General features: G+C 63.5%; 1 protein-coding gene. It reads right to left on the minus strand.

Features of this window, described 5'->3' with window-relative positions:
- Window positions 1-296, minus strand: a 296-nt coding sequence (locus EN852_RS39210) for an ABC transporter substrate-binding protein (protein ID WP_246694588.1), incomplete at both ends; no start/stop codon positions are given.

Genomic DNA, 296 nt, shown 5'->3' on the forward strand with positions numbered 1-296 from the left:
GGCTTCGCCGGTGCGGTAGGCCAGAGCCAGAACCTGGACACCGAGCGGCCGCATGTTCCAGTTGGTCATCGAGAGCGGATACTTGGTCCAGTCGTTCCAGAAGGTCGAGCCCGGCAGAACCGTGCGCTTGACCTTGATGCCGGCGTCGCGAAGCTGCGCCGCGATCGCATCGCCGGTGTTCTTGTGCCAATCCTCGTCGACGGTGATCAGCTCATGCTCGAAATCAGCCTGGCCGGCTTCCGCCATCAATGCCTTCGCCTTGGCCGGGTCCCGCGCGATCTTCGGCAGTTCGTAGT

This window comes from Mesorhizobium sp. M2E.F.Ca.ET.209.01.1.1 (assembly GCF_004010375.2).
Lineage (GTDB): Bacteria > Pseudomonadota > Alphaproteobacteria > Rhizobiales > Rhizobiaceae > Mesorhizobium.